The 14,839-nt window shown below is 69.3% G+C and carries 14 protein-coding genes; 7 read left to right on the top strand and 7 right to left on the bottom strand.

The annotated features are described in order from the left end of the window. Positions 1-106 precede the first annotated feature (106 nt). Positions 107-754, top strand: coding sequence for a cytochrome c oxidase assembly factor Coa1 family protein (locus J2X20_RS17210; protein ID WP_310267068.1), 648 nt, complete (start codon positions 107-109; stop codon positions 752-754). Further along, positions 751-1,773, top strand: coding sequence for an NAD-dependent epimerase/dehydratase family protein (locus J2X20_RS17205; RefSeq protein WP_310267066.1), 1,023 nt, complete (start codon positions 751-753; stop codon positions 1,771-1,773). Before J2X20_RS17210 ends, J2X20_RS17205 begins: the two co-directional genes overlap by 4 nt. Here J2X20_RS17205 and J2X20_RS17200 read toward each other — a convergent pair. Both J2X20_RS17200 and J2X20_RS17195 read right to left on the bottom strand, forming a co-directional pair. Beyond that, positions 1,770-2,087 (bottom strand): EthD family reductase, encoded by a 318-nt coding sequence (locus J2X20_RS17200; RefSeq protein WP_310267064.1) that lies wholly within the window; start codon positions 2,085-2,087, stop codon positions 1,770-1,772. The two genes, J2X20_RS17205 and J2X20_RS17200, sit on opposite strands and share 4 nt — an antisense overlap. Positions 2,088-2,152: 65 nt before the next feature. Beyond that, a complete protein-coding gene (locus tag J2X20_RS17195; protein ID WP_310267062.1) occupies positions 2,153-3,100 on the bottom strand; it encodes a GlxA family transcriptional regulator in 948 nt (315 codons plus the stop codon). Positions 3,101-3,213: 113 nt separating this feature from the next. Here J2X20_RS17195 and J2X20_RS17190 point away from each other — a divergent pair, with 113 nt between their 5' ends. Beyond that, on the top strand, positions 3,214-4,011 hold the full coding sequence (locus J2X20_RS17190; protein WP_310267060.1) for an SDR family NAD(P)-dependent oxidoreductase: 798 nt from the start codon (positions 3,214-3,216) through the stop codon (positions 4,009-4,011). A gap of 32 nt (positions 4,012-4,043) precedes the next feature. On the opposite strand, the gene J2X20_RS17185 is transcribed toward J2X20_RS17190, so the two are convergent. After that, entirely contained in the window at positions 4,044-6,266 is a 2,223-nt protein-coding gene (locus tag J2X20_RS17185) for a helicase-related protein (protein WP_310267058.1), read from the bottom strand. A 52-nt stretch (positions 6,267-6,318) separates the two neighbouring features. Beyond that, positions 6,319-6,567, bottom strand: coding sequence for a hypothetical protein (locus tag J2X20_RS17180; protein ID WP_310267057.1), 249 nt, complete (start codon positions 6,565-6,567; stop codon positions 6,319-6,321). A gap of 131 nt (positions 6,568-6,698) precedes the next feature. Here J2X20_RS17180 and J2X20_RS17175 point away from each other — a divergent pair, with 131 nt between their 5' ends. After that, positions 6,699-7,103 (top strand): SRPBCC family protein, encoded by a 405-nt coding sequence (locus J2X20_RS17175; RefSeq protein WP_310267055.1) that lies wholly within the window; start codon positions 6,699-6,701, stop codon positions 7,101-7,103. A gap of 21 nt (positions 7,104-7,124) precedes the next feature. On the opposite strand, the gene J2X20_RS17170 is transcribed toward J2X20_RS17175, so the two are convergent. Continuing rightward, positions 7,125-7,667 (bottom strand): hypothetical protein, encoded by a 543-nt coding sequence (locus tag J2X20_RS17170; protein WP_310267053.1) that lies wholly within the window; start codon positions 7,665-7,667, stop codon positions 7,125-7,127. 26 nt (positions 7,668-7,693) lie between these two features. Continuing rightward, on the bottom strand, positions 7,694-10,432 hold the full coding sequence (locus tag J2X20_RS17165) for a polysaccharide deacetylase family protein (protein WP_310267051.1): 2,739 nt from the start codon (positions 10,430-10,432) through the stop codon (positions 7,694-7,696). 107 nt (positions 10,433-10,539) lie between these two features. On the opposite strand from J2X20_RS17165, the gene J2X20_RS17160 reads away from it, so the two are divergent. Both J2X20_RS17160 and arsC read left to right on the top strand, forming a co-directional pair. Continuing rightward, positions 10,540-12,306, top strand: coding sequence for a DUF885 domain-containing protein (locus J2X20_RS17160; RefSeq protein WP_310267049.1), 1,767 nt, complete (start codon positions 10,540-10,542; stop codon positions 12,304-12,306). Positions 12,307-12,442: 136 nt separating this feature from the next. Beyond that, positions 12,443-12,865, top strand: a complete 423-nt coding sequence (gene arsC / locus J2X20_RS17155; protein WP_310267048.1) for an arsenate reductase (glutaredoxin) — start codon at positions 12,443-12,445, stop codon at positions 12,863-12,865. 3 nt (positions 12,866-12,868) lie between these two features. Here the strand turns inward: arsC and J2X20_RS17150 are convergent, their stop codons facing one another. Beyond that, positions 12,869-13,729: an oxidoreductase gene (locus J2X20_RS17150; protein ID WP_310267046.1), complete on the bottom strand. Its 861-nt coding sequence runs from the start codon at positions 13,727-13,729 to the stop codon at positions 12,869-12,871. 112 nt (positions 13,730-13,841) lie between these two features. Between J2X20_RS17150 and J2X20_RS17145 the strand changes: the two genes are divergently transcribed. Continuing rightward, positions 13,842-14,795 (top strand): LysR family transcriptional regulator, encoded by a 954-nt coding sequence (locus tag J2X20_RS17145; protein WP_310267045.1) that lies wholly within the window; start codon positions 13,842-13,844, stop codon positions 14,793-14,795. Positions 14,796-14,839: the final 44 nt, after the last annotated feature.

The following is a 14,839-nucleotide window of genomic DNA, read 5'->3' as shown; positions in this document are numbered from 1 at the left end:
CACGCCCGCGGCCCCGCTGGCAATGCGCAGTCGCCCGCGGGTGGCTTACGTCATGCATGCCCCCCGCGCGATGGTTCAATGCGGGGCGCAAGCCAAGGGGAGGCAGATGCAAACCACCGCCAACACATCGGGCCAGGGGGCCGCCAGCCAGGTGCCGCCGGAAATCCAGCGCTGGAACTGGGGCGCCTTCCTGCTGAGCTGGATCTGGGGCATAGGCAACAACACGCTGGCGGCCCTGGTCGTCTTCGTGCCCCTGCTGGGTTTTGCCTGGCTGTTCGTGCTGGGCGCCAAGGGCAGCGAATGGGCCTGGCGCCACAAGCGCTGGGCCAGCGTCGACGAATTCAAGGCTTCGCAGCGTCGCTGGGCGCGCTGGGGCGTCGCCGTCTGGCTGGCGTTGCTGGCCGTGGTCTGCGCGGTCTTCTTCGGCATCTTCGCCCTGTTGAAGGACAGCGAAGCCTACAAGCTCGCGCGGGCGCGGCTGGAGGCAGACGAGCGCGTCGTCGAGCTGGTCGGCAGGCCGATGTCGACGGGATTCCCCATGGGCCAGATCCGGGTATCCGGCCCGCGCGGGTCCGCCAGCCTGTCGTTCAGCGTGGAGGGCCCCAAGGGCAAGGGCACGGCTTTCGTCGAGGCGACCCAGGACATGGGCCAATGGAAGATCGATCGCCTGGTGTTCCAGCCCGAGGGCGGCAGCGGCCGGCGGCTGAACCTGGTGCCGCAGGCGCCGGACGAACTGCCGGCGGGCGCCACATGAGCGGCGGCCCCTCTCGCATCCTCGTCACCGGCGGCAGCGGCTTCATCGCCGGCGTGCTGATCCGCCAATTGCTGGCCCAGGGCTGGCAGGTGCACACGACCGTGCGCGACCTGAAGCGCGAGCCGGCCCTGCGCCAGGCGCTGGGTGTGGGCGCCAGCGATCAGCTGCGCTGCTTTGCCGCGGACCTGATGGCCGACGCCGGCTGGGCCGAAGCCGCCGCGGGTTGCAGCCACATGGCCCATGTCGCGTCGCCGCTGCCGGTGGGCGTGCCGCGTGATGCCAACGACCTCATCACCCCGGCCCGTGACGGCGCGCTGCGTGCGCTGAAGGCGTCACGCGACGCCGGCGTGCGGCGCGTCGTCATGACCTCCTCCGTCGCCGCCATCTCCTATGGCCACGGCCCGGGCGACCACCACTTCACCGAGGACGACTGGACGCGTCTGGAGACGCCCGGCATCCCGCCCTATGTGCAGTCCAAGACGGTGGCCGAGCGCGCCGCGCGCGACTGGGTGGCGCGCGAGGGCGGCGGGCTGGAGTTCTGCACCGTCAACCCCTCCGTCGTGCTCGGTCCGGTGGCCAGCGCCGACTACTCGGCCAGCGTCGTCATCGTGCAGAGCCTGCTGCGCGGCAAGATACCGGCGCTGCCCCATATCGGCTTCGGCATCGTCGACGTGCGCGACGTGGCCGAGCTGCACTGGCGCGCCCTGACCGCGCCCGGCATGGCCGACGAGCGCTTCATCGCCTGCGGCGGCTTCCTGTGGCTGCGCGAGATCGCGGCCATCCTGCGCGCCGAGCTGGGCGAGCAGGCGCGCAAGGTGCCGACGCTGAACATGCCCGACTGGGCCGTGCGCCTGCTGGCCAAGGTCAGCCCCACCGTGCGCGCTGCCGCCAGCGAGCTGGGCACGGCGCGCCACCAGGACTCCAGCCACGCCCGCGCGGTGCTGGGCTGGGTGCCGCGGCCGCCGCGCGAGGCCATCGTGCAGACGGCGCGCGACCTGATCGCACTTGGCGTGATTTAGCCGACGACGACCTGGTTGATCTGCACCACCGGCTGGCGGTCGGTGTAGTTGGCGACGTCGCCCATGATCTCGGGTGCGTGCGGACCGAAGGCGGTCTGAAAGACCTCCACGCTGTCGAAGAACAGCTCGCAGCCGGCCACGAAGGGCGGCGGCTCGCCGGGCGCGGCGCCATTGGCCAGGCCGCGGTCGACGGTGTAGCGCAGCAGGGCCGGTCCCAGCCGGGCCTGCAACAGCGGCATGTGGCGGTCACGGTAGTAGTCATGGTCGAAGCGCGTGCCGGGCGCTTGCGGGTAGAGGACGCTGACCTTGATCATGGGAAACAACTCCCTGCGAAAAGCGGTGCGGAAATGTCATTGCAACCGACGGCCGGCCATGACGCCTATCCCGAAGACCTTGCGCCGCGTCGGGTCAGCTGCGGCGGCACGCCGAAGTGGCGGATGAACACCTCGCGCAGATGGCGGCGGTCCCGAAAGCCCGACTCGCGGGCCACGACCTCCAGCGGGTGGCGGCTCTGCTCGATCATCAGCCGCGCCGCCTCCAGCCTCAGTCCCTCGACGGCCTTGGCCGGCGACTGCCCGGTCTCGGCCGCGAAGACGCGGCTGAACTGGCGCGGGCTCAGGTTCGCCACCCCGGCCAGCGCTTCGACGGACAGCGCCTGCTTCAGATGCCCCCGTGCATAGTCCAGCGCCTGCTGGATGCGGTCGCTCTTGGGCGCCAGCTCCAGCAGCTCGGAATGCTGGGACTGCCCGCCCGTGCGGCGCTGCGGCATGACGAGCTTGTGCGCGACGGCGCGGGCGACGTCCCCGCCCAGGTCGGCCTCCACCATGGCCAGGGCCAGGTCGAGCGCGGCCGTCATGCCGGCCGAGGTCCAGACCGGGCCATCGACGATGAAGATGCGGTCGTCGTCGACGCGGACGTCCGGGTGGCGGGCCTGCATGTCGCGTGCGAACAGCCAATGCGTCGTCGCGCGCCGCCCGTCCAGCAGGCCGGCCTCGGCCAGCACGAAGCCGCCCGTACACAGGCCGGCCATGCGCCGTGCATGGCGCCCGGCGCGGCGCAGGAATCTCAGCACCTCGGGCTCGGCTGGCGCGACGATGGGGTCGGAGGCGCCCGGCACCAGCCAGGTGTCGGCTTCGGTGCAGGAGGCCAGCGGGCGCGTGCCGATGCGCACGCCGCTGGACGAGGTCAGGTCGCCGCCGGCCACGCTGTAGCAGGCGAAGCCATAGAACTTGTCCCCGACGACGTCGTTGGCGAACTCGAAAACGGCCTGCGTGGCCAGCGCCATCAGCTGGAAGCCCTCGCTCAGCACAAAGCCCAGGCGGTGCATGCCGGCTCCTTCGGTGGATGTCTTGAAACGTGACTGTATACGTCATTTGAGACATGGGCCCCGGTCCCCAGAATCCGGCCATCGCAACCCCTACCGCTTGTCGGAGAACCGTCATGAGCCATTCCTCCCTGGGCACCGCCCTCATCACCGGCGCCTCATCGGGCATCGGCGCCGTCTATGCCGACCGCCTGGCCCGCCGCGGCCATGACCTCGTCCTCGTCGCCCGCGACGGTGCGCGCCTGCATGCGCTGGCCTCGCGCCTGATGGCCGAGACCGGCCGCCAGGTGGACGTCATGACGGCCGACCTTGGCAACGCGGCCCAGCGCGCCCGCGTCGAGCAGCGGCTGCGCGACGACGCCCGCCTGACGCTGCTGGTCAACAACGCCGGCATCGGCTCACCGGCCAAGCTGCTGGAGGCCGACGTCGAGCAGATGACCCATCTCATCGAACTGAATGTGACGGCGCTGACACGCCTGACCTATGCCGCCGTGCCCGGCCTGGTCGCGCGCGGCGGTGGCGCGGTCATCAACATCTCGTCCATCGTCAGCATCACGCCCGAGTTGCTGAACGGCGTCTACGGCGGCAGCAAGGCCTTCGTGACGGCCTTCAGCCAGTCCCTGCACCACGAGCTGGCCGCCCGGGGCCTGCGCGTGCAGGCCGTGCTGCCCGGCGCGACCGCCACCGAGTTCTGGGCCCGCAGCGGCCTGGCCGTCGAGCATCTGCCCAAGGAATGGGTGATGTCGGCCGAGGCGCTGGTGGACGCAGCCCTGGTCGGCTTCGACCGCGGCGAGCTGATCACCGTGCCGCCACTGCAGGAGGAGGCACCGCTGCTCGCCTACGAGGCGGCGCGGCAAGCCATGGCGGGGAAGTTGTCGAGCAACACGCCGGCGGCGCGTTACGCGTCGGCCTGAGGCTCAGCCGGGCGAGGCGGCGGTGGCGGTTGTCATCGCCCCCGCCGCTGCCACAAGGCCTTCTTGCCCTTGAGCTGGCGCTCGATGCCGTCGTTGAGCCGTGCGCGCAGGTCGATGACCTCTTCCACATGGCCGTAGACGTCCGGGAAGCGCAGATCCAGCCACAGCCACAGTGTGCAGATGCGCAGGGCCTGCTCCATGCGGTCCAGGCGGCCGTGCTGGTCGTATTCGTCGAGGAAATACGGGTCGCCGGCCTTGCCGGTGCGGGCGTGGCTGGTGGCCCAGGAGGCGAACTGCTCGACCAGCATGGGCAGGCGGTTGTCCACCGGCGCCTGGGCATAGCGGAAGCGCTCCTGCAGCGGCAGGGCGCTGGCATTGCGGTCCAGCATCTCGGCCAGCTCCAGCATCTGCTCCAGCTCGGCGACGGCGAAGTGGGCATCGTCCAGGCGCAGCTGCTGCATGAAGATGCTCAGTACGGCGTAGAGCTTGTTGACGCCCATGCGCCTGGAGATGGTGTCGACATGGCGCCAGTTCGGCGCCACCGGCGCCTTGAAGTCACGCGGCGCGCGCGGCTCCTTGGGCAGCAGGCTGCGCAGCGTCTTCATCGCGTCCGCCTCGGCCTCCTTCAGCACCGAGACGAAGCCTTCGTCATGCATGCCGTAGCGGCCCGCGCGGCCGGCGATCTGGTGCACCTCGCTGACGCTGAGTTCACGATCACCCACACCGTCGAACTTGGTCAGCGTCGAGAACAACACGCGGCGGATGGGCAGGTTCAGGCCCATGCCGATGGCATCGGTGGCAACGAGGATGTCGCTGGCGCCCACCGCAAAGCGCTCGGCCTCGCGGCGCCTCACCTCGGGCGGCAGGGCGCCGTAGATGACGCTGACGGCGTGGCCGTTCTGCTGGATCTGGTCGCGCAGCATCAGCACGTCGCGGCGGCTGAAGGCCACAACGGCGTCGCCGGCGTGCAGGTGCGTCATCGGCACCGGCGCCGGCATCAGCTGCACATGCTGCTTGCGCTCGAAGATGCGCTTCTCGGGCTTCTCGCCGCACAGCTGCAGCAGGCGCTCGATGGCCGGCGCGGCATAGGCCGAGCCGATGATGATGAGCTCGCGGGCCGGCACGCCGACGATGGCCTGGGTCCAGGCCCAGCCGCGCGAGTCGTCGAAGATCATCTGCGCCTCGTCGATGACGGCCACGTCGACGGTGTCGCGCGTGTTGACCATCTCGATGGTGCTGGACACGACGCGTGCATCCGCCGCCGGTACGCTCTCCTCGCCGGTCAGCAGCGAGCAGGGCACGCCGCGGCCCACCAGCCGGTCGCGGCCCTCCAGGGCCAGCAGGCGCAGCGGCGCCAGATAGGCGCCGTCCAGGGCCTGGGCCAGGCGCTCGAAGGCGGCATGCGTCTTGCCGCTGTTGGGCGGGCCGAGATAGAGCGTGACCTTGCGGCCCAGCTTGCGCGCCGTGTCGAAACTGTCCGGGTAGCCCTGGAAGGCCAGCTCGCGGCCCAGGCTGGCCAGGGTGCTCTGTTCCTCGACCGTCTGCTCCCAGCGGTCCTGGGCGCGCGTGAGTGCGGCCTTCAGGTCCTCGTAGGGCATGGGCACGCTGCACTCGGCCTGCAGCCGCGGCAGCAGCGACGCGAGCTGGCCGGCGTCGCCCATGGCCTCACTGCGCGCGACCAGGTGGTTCAGGTGCAGGGTCAGCTCGGCCTTGTACGAATACTCGGGCGCCTGGCCCAGGCTGTGGCGCAGCGCGGCTGTGTCGCCGTCGCGGAAGAAGGCCCAGACGGGCTCCTCGGGCACCGGCACGCGGTGCGACAGGTCGATGCGCCAGCCCTCGTGCGAGAGGGTGAGGGGGTGCACGCACAGCCGCGTGAACACCAGGCCCTCGCGGCGCAGGCCCAGGCTCTCGAGCTGGTGCAGGCGCTGCTGCATCTGCGAGCGCAGCGTGTTGGTCAGCGGCGTGGCCTCGAGCTGGGCCAGGGCGACGGGAATATGTTGCGGCAGCAGCCAGCGGCTGGGCCGGCCACCGCCGGCGGCCTTGGAGATCTGGATGCAGCCCAGCCGGTCCAGGGACTCGTCGCTGCCGTCATCGAGATCTTCCGGCACCAGGACCTGGGGCAGTGCATAGGCGGCCTGGCGGATGCGGGCCCAGTCGTCGGGCGCGAGGCTGGCAGGCAGCCGGGCGGCGTGGCGGGGCTGCGGCAGGGGAAAGGCGGGCGCGGGGGGCTTGGGCGTGGGGGAGTCAGACTTCACGGGGGAAGTGGAACACAGGCGCGCCCGCGCCGATTCGCCACCCCGGGCGAAGTCAGACTGCGCTGCGTCCGGCCGCGCGGGCCAGCAAGGCCTTCAAATGCTTGCACACGTTCTCGCCCGTCGTTGTCAGGCGCAGCGAGCCGCCATGCCATTCCATCCAATGCAGGGCGATGTAGTCGTCGACATAGCCTTCCGCGATCTCGGCCGCGCGTCGCTGCTTGAGCAGGCTGACGGTGGCGAGCAACTCATCGCGAAGCATGTCGCGTCGGGCTGCAGCGGGGAGCGAGGCAGATGAGCTCATCAACATCTCCGGAGGTCAAGAAGAGACTCCGGAGCTGGAGTGGAACACAGAGCTGTGACGAAATCGGAGCGGGCGACGAACGGCAGGCCTATGGTTTGCCCTGTGACCCGCTCCAGCCATCGGAGGATCCCATGCCACGCGAAATCAAGGTCGTCAGCACAACCGTCGCCGCGCCGGCGCAGCAGGTCTACGAGTTCGCCTCGCGGCGCGAGAACCTGCACCTGTGGGCCTCTGGCCTGGCGTCGGCCGACGTCGAGCAGGACGGCGACCACTGGGTGGTCACCGGCTCACCCATGGGCCGCATCGAGATCCGCATGGCGCCGCGCAACGGCTTCGGCGTGCTGGACCATGACGTGACGACGCCCGATGGCGTGACCACGCACAACGCATTGCGCGTCACGCCGGTGGATGAGGGCTGTGCGTTGACGTTTGTGGTGTTGAGGATGGCGGGAGCCAGCGATGAAGACTTTGAGCGGGATGCGGCGCATGTGCTCAAGGATTTAAGGGCGTTGAAGGCGCTAATGGAAAGAAGTTGAGAGGAGTCCTTCGAGGCGGCACTAGTCGCTGGTGTGCAGGCGGCGCCACAGAACGATCTGATATCCCGAAAACCGCCTGACTACGAGATAGATGGACCTAAAGCAATGCCTGTCCTCAATTGTCGCGGCGTCCCATTCGCGCTGCATTAACCGAGGCGTATCTCGTCCATAGAGGGGGTACTGAACTGATACCACTAGGTAACCCGGCCCGTACTTATCTCGGAAGGGCTCATAAGATTTTTTCTCCAGCTTTTTCTTGATCGTCCCGACGAAGTTGGCTGCGAACTGAGCGTCGGGTCCAAGGATCACCTCGTTGGGCATTGGGCGCGGCTTCTCACCAGGTGTGGCATAAGACCAAGCCTCCTCGGCAAAAGCCTGATTCATGAACGCCGAAGTGACCTCTACCCAACTAGTTTTCCGGCTGGACTGGATGATGGCTTCTGGTGGATTGGGCTCGTCGACCACGCGATAGCTGGCCCGATGGCGCCTATTGATCTCGTCAATAAACGTTGCAACGTTGAAGCGTTCATGCGCTTCTTGAGTGGCTCGGCGACGAGTAGTCATGGGATATCCAACCTGTGTAGTCGAACTCACAAAGGCTTCGGCCTCGTCGTATCCGACGGATTCGCAATCCAAGCCTGCAGCTCCGTCGCCCTGGCATGCTTGGGCGCCAGTTCCAGGAAGGTTTTGTAGGCCGCCATGGCCTTGCCCTCGTCGCCGGCCTGCAGACGCGCATCGCCGAGATTCAACCAGGCCAGCGAGCGGCTGGCGTCCATCTCGACCGCCTTCTCGAACCACGCGCTCGCGTCAGCGAACTTGCCACGGCGATACAAAACAAAGCCCAGGTTGTTGGCCGCCAGCGCGAACTTCGGCTGCAGCTGCAGGGCCTCCTTGAACGCGGCCTCGGCCTCGTCGTAGCGGCGCTCGCGGTAGAGCTGCAGGCCGCGGTCGTTGGCGCGTTGGGCGGCCACGCGGGCGCCGGGGTCGACGCGAGCCGTCGTCGCGGCCAGGGCCTGGTCCTTGCCGTCCAGGCCCTTGATGGTGACCTGCACGCCGCTGGCCGCACCGCTCGCGGCGGCAGCGACCTGGCGGCCGGCCGTGCTGGCCTCGTCGAGCTTGGCGGCGAACTGGCTGGCCTTGTCATCGAGCTGGGCCACGGCGCCGCTGAGCGCCGGCTCCTGGGCCGTTGGCAGCTCGAAGATGAACTCGCCACCCTCGCTGCCCGGCAGGCTGCCGAAGGCCGGCGTCTGGTGGGCGATGGACGACACGGCGGGCGCGACATAGGCGGCCAGCTCGGTGGCCGTGATGAGGCCGTCGCCGTTCAGGTCGGCCTTGCCGTTCAGGGCCTGCAGCAGCGTCCACGTGAAGACCGAATGGCCGCCGGGACCGTCGTCGGCCACCTGCTGGTCGGCGCCGCCGGCCGTCATCATCTGGCGGCCGATGCGGCGGGCGTTGGTGCGGGCGAAGTTGCTGTCGGCAGCCGGGGAGGCGCCGCGCGTCAGGCCCAGGCCCGAGTAGCAGGCGTCGATGACGAAGAGGGCGTGCTTGGCCGTGATGGCCTCGGCCACTTCCTGCAGCTGGGGCATGGCGATGGCGTCGGCCTGCAGGTCGTTGAGCCCGGCGTCCACCGGCACGATATAGCCGACCTCGCGGCCGCTGGGCAGCCGGCGCGTGCTGCCATGGCCGGCGAAGAAGACGAAGACGCGGTCATCGCGCCTGACGCGCTTGCTGTCGCCGAAGCGTTCGTTGAGCGCCTTCAGGATGTTGGCCCGCGTGGCTTCGGCGTCGGTCAGCAGCGTCACGTTGTCGGCGCGAAAGCCGAAGCGCGTGACCAGGGACTCGCGCATGGCCTGGGCGTCACGCACGGCATGCGAGAGCTTGGGCCAGGCCGTGTATTGGTTGATGCCGATGACCAGGGCATGGCTGTCGCGATAGAGCTCACCGGCAGCCATGGGCGGTGGGGCGGCGGGCTTGTCGCTGGAGACGACGAACTGGCCGTCCTTCCAGCTTGCAAAGCGCCAGCCTTCGGCGGCCAGCTGATCGAGCACCAGGGGCAGGGCCTGCACGGTGCGGGCGTGGATGTCGTGGAAGAGCACGATGCCGCGCTGCTGCTTGTCCAGTTCGGCCATCACCCGCGCGGCGATGCTCTTGGGGATGGGGTCGCTCCAGTCCAGGGAGTCGACGTTCCACATCATCGAGCGCAGCTTCAGCGCCTCGATGGTGGTCAGGGCGCCGTCGTTGCGCGCGCCGTAGGGGAAGCGAAACAGGGCGTCGCCATTGCGACCCGCCGCATCCAGCAGCGCCTCCGTGTTGGCAGCTTCTTCCTTGACCTTGACGAGCTCGAACTTGCTCATCAGCCCATGCGTGAAGCTGTGGTTGGCCAGCTGGTGGCCGGCGGCCAGCACCCGCTTGGCGACGGCGCTGCCGTTGCCGGGCTGGATCTTGCCGTCGGCGCCGACCTTGCCGAGGTTCTGGCCGAGCTGGAAGAACACGGCCGGGGCTTGATAGCGCTTCAGGATCTCCAGGATCTCGTCGGTGTAGCGCGCATGCGGGCCGTCGTCGAAGGTCAGCAGGACGGTCTTGGGCGGCAGCTTGTCGCCAAAGACCTCGCGCTCCTTGGCGGCCACGCCGCGCATGGCGCCCGATGCAGCCGGTTCGGGCGCGAGGTCGGCCGCGGCCGGCAGTTGTGCGCCGTGCTGCTTCATCACCGCTTCGCGGGTGTGCAAGGTCTTCAGCTTGGCGACGTAGTCCGTCCATTTCTCGCGCTTGAGCTCGATGCCGCGCTTGGCAAAGCCGCCGAAGACTTCCTTGAGCTCCTGCTCATAGGCCTTCTCCACCTCGGCCAGCGTGTCCAGGTCGTCCTGGGCGCGGCGGGCGAGCTTGATGCCGTCCAGCGTCTGCGCGTTCTTCAGGCCGGTGGCGAGCTGGCCCAGCACTTCCTTGAAGGCGAGGCGGTCAGCGTCGAACCAGCTCGGCTCGCTCTCGATGCGCGTCAGCAGGCCCGCGGTGGCGTCCAGCGACTCGGGCTTGAGCGCGAGGTCGGCCAGGGCCTGCTGGCGCTGCAGCAGTTCGTGGAAAAGCTGCTGGCCCAGGGCCTGGACCTCGCGGCGCTGGGCGGGCGGCAGCGTGGCCTCACCATCCATCAGCACGACGATCTGGCGGTGCAGGGCCAGCAGGCCGTCGCCCTCTGCGCGCAGCCTGGCCGTGGCGTTGGTGTCCTGGGCCGCCGAGGCAGCCGGCAGCGCGGCGGGCACTTCACTGAGGCGTTTGTTGCAGCCGGTCAGGGCAAAGGCGGTGGTCAGCAGCAGGGCGAGTGAGATGAGACGCATTGCGAGGTGAAAAAGTCAGCCGCGGGATTGTGGGGCTGCTGGTGCTGTTGACAGCGTCTGGCCGCTGACGCCGACAGAATGCCGTCCTCCCCACCAGGACGATAACGATGAGACTGCTTGCCCTGACCCTGGCTCTCGCCTCCTTCATCGCACCCAGCCAGGCCGCCACCCCCGCCGAACGCCTGGCCAACGTCGCCACGCGCTACTACGACGCCCGCGCCCGTTTCGACCCGTTGACCGCCACCGAGGGCGGCGACAACCGTTTCGACGACCAGCTGGGGCTGGGCATCGCACCGGCCGAGCGCTCCAAGCGTTTCGCCGCCTGGCGCGGCTTTCTGAAGGAGTTGGCCGCCCTGCCCGCCGCCAGCTTGCCGCCCACCGAGCGCCTGAACCGCGAACTGCTGGAGCAGCAGCTGCGCGCCCAGCTGGCCTTCGAGCGCTATCCCGACCATCTGCTGCCTTTGCATCAGATGGGCGCCACGCCCTTCCAGCTGGCCTTCTTCTCCAGCGGCCAGGCCGGCCAGCCCTTGAAGACGGCGGCCCAGCTCGACGCCTATCTGAAGCGCGTCGCCACCCTGCCGGCCTGGTGCGACCAGGCCATCGCCAATATGCGCGAAGGCATCAAGCGCGGCGTCGTGCAGTCGCGACCCGTTGTCGAGGCGGCCCTGCCGCTGTTGAAGAACCTCGCCGATGCCGATGCCGATCACAGCCCCTATACGGCACCGGTGCGCGCCCTGCCGGAAGCCATCTCGGCCGCCGACCGCAATCGCCTGGCCGAGGCCTACCGCCGCGAGCTGACCGAACGCACCCAGCCCGCGCTGCGCCGCCTGCTGGCCTTCGTCGAGGCCGACTACCTGCCCGCCGCCAGGCAGCGCGGCAGCATCGGCTGGACCTCACTGCCCAATGGCAAGGCCTGGTACCGCCAATGGGTGCGCGAACAGACGACAACCGACCTGACGCCCGAGCAGATCCATGAGCTCGGCCTCAAGGAGGTCGCGCGCATCCAGGGCGAGATCGTGCGCATCGCGCCGCAGCTGGGCTTTACGGGCGACCCGCTGAAGAACGGCGGCCTGCTGGCCTGGGCACGCAGCGACGAGCGCTTCCGGCCCTTCAAGACCGAGGCCGAGATCCTGGACGCCTACCGCGCCATCAACGCCCGTGTCGCGCCCCAGCTGCCCAAGCTCTTCGGCCAGCTGCCGCGCATGGCGCTGGAGATCCGCGCCGAGCCCGAGCTGACGCGCGAGACGGCGTCCGACCACTACACCCACGGCCAGGCTGACGGCAGCGCGCCCGGCGTGTTCTGGGCGGTCATCAACGACCCCAAGGACTACTCCATGGCGACGATGACCGCCCTCTTCCTGCATGAGGGCCAGCCCGGGCACCATTTCCACTTTGGCCAGCAGGTGGTGATGCCCATGCCCGAGTTCCGTCGCCGCATGTGGATCAATGCCTATGGCGAGGGCTGGGCGCTCTATGCCGAGACTCTGGGCCACGAGCTGGGCCTGTACACCGACCCCGTGGCCTATGCCGGCGAGCTGCGCCTGGAGATCAGCCGCGCGGCCCGCCTCGTCGTCGACACCGGCCTGCACGCCAAGGGCTGGAGCCGCGAGCAGGCGCTGAAGTACTGGATGGACGTGACGGGTGCCGGCGAGCAGCAGGCGGTGGCCCAGATCGACCGCTATCTCGCCTGGCCCGGCCAGGCCCTGGGCTACAAGATCGGCGCGCTGAAGATCCAGGAACTGCGTCGGCATGCCGAGCAGAAGCAGGGTGCGAAGTTCAGCCTCGCAGCCTTCCACGACCAGGTGCTGGGCGCGGGCTCGCTGCCGTTGTCGGTGCTGGAGAGGCGCGTCGATGCGTGGATCGCTGGACGTTGAACCCCTCGTCCAAGGAGTACCTTGGCCGGTCCCCCGAGGGGACGGCGATGCAAGCGGCGTCGAGCCGCTTACACATCGCCAGCGCGGGCCGGCTAGGGAGCGGCCCGGCGCTCGGCCCGCAACTGGAGAAAGCCGAATGAGCGACATCACGATCTTCCACAACCCCAGGTGCGGCACCTCGCGCAATGTGCTGGCGCTGATCCGCCATGCCGGCCTGGAGCCGCGCATCGTCGAATACATGAGCGCGCCGCCCAGCCGTGACGAGATCCGCGCGCTGGCGGCGGCTGCCGGCGTCCCGCTGCGTGCGCTGCTGCGTGAAAAGGAAGCCGTGTTCACCGAGCTGGGCCTGGCCGCCCCTGTTCTCAGCGACGACGCGCTGCTGGATGCGGTCCAGCAGCACCCCGTGCTGCTGAACCGCCCCATCGTCGTGACACCTCTCGGCACCGCGCTGTGCCGGCCGTCGGAAGCGGTGCTGGAGCTGCTGCCCGTCGGGCCGCTGCCGCCCTTCACCAAGTCCGACGGCGAAGTGGTGCGCGACAGCGGCAAGCGCCGCGGCTGAGCGTCAGGCGGCCGGGAAGTCCGTCGACGCCGCCACGCCGCGCCACTCGGCCGTCTCGCGCTCGACAAAGGCGTGCTTGTCGGCAATGGCCTGCAGGGTGTCGGTGCCCAGGGGCAGGCGCAGCGGTGGGGTCTTGGCGTCCACCAGGGTCAGCAGGGCCTGGGCCAGGCGCTCGGGATCGCCGGGCTGGTTGAGGCTGATCTGCTTGGCGAGTTCGCGCACCGCACCGGCACTGGCGGCGTAGTCGGCGAGCACGCGCGGCGACGTGACGAGGGACTGGCCTTCGAGGAACTCGGTGCGGAAATAACCCGGCTCGACGACGGTGGCATGGATGCCCAGCGGCGCCAGCTCGGCATGCAGGGCCTCGGTGATGCCCTCGACGGCGAACTTGGTCGAGCAGTAGACGCCAAAGCCCGCGGCCGAGCGCACGCCGCCCAGGGACGAGATGTTGATGACATGGCCGCTGCGGCGTTCGCGCATCTGCGGCAGCACGGCGCGGGTCACGTTCAGCAGGCCGAAGACATTGGTCTCATACAGCCGCCTCACCTCATCGGCGCTGGCCTCCTCGACGGCGCCGAGCAGGCCATACCCGGCGTTGTTGACGAGGACGTCGATGCGGCCAAAGCGGGCCAGCGCGGCAGCCGTGGCCTGGGCGGTCTGGGCTTCGTCGGTGACGTCGAGGGCCACGGGCAGCAGGCCCGGTTGGGCGCCGAAGCGCTTCTCGATGCCGCCGGCGTCACGGGCCGTGGCGACGACGGCGTCGCCGTGGGCCAGGGCTGCGGCGGCGATGCGTGCACCGATGCCGCGCGAGGCGCCGGTGATCATCCAGACGCGTTTGAAGGAAGTGGTGGGGGTGGTGGTCATGGTGGGCTCCGAGGGTTGAAAGGTGGATCGGCCGATGGAGCGAAATCTAGGGTTTGGATTGCCATCCAACTAGCCCAGAATCTCTTCATTGATTCGCAAGCAAATCCTGACAATGGCCTTCAACGAGCTGCGCGCCATCACCACCTTCACCAAGGCCGCCGAGCTGGGCAGCCTGCGCCAGGCCGCGGTGGCCCAGGGCATCACGCCGCAGGCGGCCAGCCAGGCGCTGACCCAGCTGGAGGCCCACCTCGGCGTGCGCCTCTTCCATCGCACCACGCGCCGCCTCAGCCTGACCGAGGAGGGCGAGCGCTTCCTGGGTGCCGCCGCGCCCGGCCTGCAGGCCCTGCAGCGCGCGCTGCACGGCGCACGCCAGGGCCGCGACGTCATTGCCGGGCCGCTGCGCATCACGGCCACGCGCTCGCTGATGCTGCCGGTGCTGTGGCCGGTGCTGGAGGAGTACTGCGCCCGCTATCCGGATGTCGAGCCCGATGTGCAGCTCGACGACCGCATCGGCGACTGGGTGGCGGATCGCGTTGACGTGGGCTTTCGGGCCGGCACGCCGCCGGGCGAAGGCCTGATCGCGCGTCATCTGATGCCGCTGCAGCTCATCGTCTGCGCCGCGCCCGCCTATATCGCCCGCCATGGCGCGCCGCGGAGCATCGACGAGCTCGCTCAGCACCGCTGCAGCGGTTTTCGCCATCCGAGCACGGGCAAGGCCATGCCCTGGGAGTTCCTGGTGGGCGACGAAATCGTCGGGCGCGACGTCGCTTCGATCTTCATGACCAACGACGTCGAACTGGAGGCCAATGCCGTCATCGCGGGTCATTGCATAGGCCAGTTGGTCGGCGTCACGGCGGCGCCGCTGATCCGCAGTGGCCAGCTGGTGCCGCTGCTGACCGAGCTTGTCTGCGCCCATCTCGGCCTCTATCTCTACTACGGCAGCCGCGTGGCCCAGCCGGCGCGGGTGCGAGCCTTCATCGACCTCGTCGTCGAGCGCGTGGTAGGCAACCCGGCCTGGGTGGTCAGCCCTCAGGAGCTGGCCGCAGCCGCGCGTCGGCGGCGTTGAGCGGGTAACAAGCCGACGCGATTCGTAATGCCTGGGTACGCGGC

The sequence above is a fragment of the Roseateles saccharophilus genome, assembly GCF_031458095.1.
Taxonomy (GTDB): Bacteria; Pseudomonadota; Gammaproteobacteria; order Burkholderiales; family Burkholderiaceae_C; genus Pelomonas; species Pelomonas saccharophila_A.
This window is presented reverse-complemented; position numbering and strand designations above follow the sequence as displayed.